Origin of the sequence: Variovorax glucosi, assembly GCF_051216695.1 — a bacterium.
Taxonomy (GTDB): Bacteria; Pseudomonadota; Gammaproteobacteria; order Burkholderiales; family Burkholderiaceae_C; genus Variovorax.
The window spans coordinates 1-1,037 of the sequence record NZ_JBPJZE010000395.1; the positions used below are offsets into that span (position 1 = coordinate 1).

General features: G+C 68.5%; 2 protein-coding genes. Both read left to right on the forward strand.

Going from position 1 to position 1,037, the window contains the following annotated elements:
• Nucleotides 1-375, forward strand: a 375-nt coding sequence (locus tag ACSFA3_RS25945; protein ID WP_475544594.1) for an HD domain-containing protein, incomplete at its 5' end; no start/stop codon positions are given.
• A gap of 23 nt (nt 376-398) precedes the next feature.
• Nucleotides 399-1,037 (forward strand): FAD-dependent oxidoreductase (locus ACSFA3_RS25950; RefSeq protein WP_435508177.1); only part of this gene is annotated, 639 nt, incomplete at its 3' end.

The window sequence follows — 1,037 nt, forward strand, 5'->3', positions numbered from 1 at the left end:
GGCACGCCCACGCAGCAAGGCCTGGACGACCTGCACCAGTACCGCAGCCGTGCCTTCCTGAAGCACCTGTTCGGCCCGGCCACGCTCGACCCGATCCGGCTGCACGTGGACGCCAAGCGTTTTCTGTGCGCGCGCGAGCCGGGGTATCTCGAGGCGCTGTCGGCCGATTCGCAGCGCAGCCTGGTGCTGCAGGGCGGTGTGTTCGACGAAGCGCAGGCAAGGCAGTTCGAGGCGCTGCCGCATGCGCTCGACGCGGTGCGCCTGCGCCGCTGGGACGACAGCGCCAAGTGCGCCGATGCGATGACGCCCGACCTGATGCACTACGCGCGGCACATGGTGCTCGCGTCGAGGCAGGCTGCCACGCAGCAGCCATAACCTGAAACCGAGAGCCTTCCGACATGCGCCCCTTCTGGATCGAACAGGCCCTCTTCAACGACGGCGACCTCGCACCTGCACTGCAGGGCGCGCAGCGCGCCGACGTCTGCATCGTCGGTGGCGGCTTTACCGGGCTGTGGACCGCCATTCAGGCGAAGCAGCGCAACCCGGCGCTCGACATCGCCATTGTCGAGAGCGATCTCTGCGGCTCCGGCGCGAGCGGGCGCAACGGCGGCTGCCTGCTGACATGGTCGACCAAGTTCTTCACACTGCGCCGGCTGTTCGGCGAAGCCGAGGCCATCCGCCTCGTCAGGGCCTCGGAAGATGCGGTGCAACACATCGCCGACTTCTGCCGCGCGCAAGGTATCGATGCCGAGCTGCGGCAGGACGGCACGCTGTACACCGCAACCTCGCAGGCCCAGGTCGGCGCGCTCGACCCTGTGATGAAGGGGCTGGAGGACTGCGGCATTCATTCCTACCGCACGCTGCCGCCCGAAGAAGTCGCACGCCGCACAGGCTCCGTGCGCAACCTGGCAGGCGTGTATTCGCCCATCGCCGCGACCGTGCATCCGGGCAAGCTGGTGCGCGGGCTGCGGCGCGTGGCGCTGCGCATGGGCATCCGCATCTACGAGCGCAGCCCGATGATCGACTTCACGCAAGGC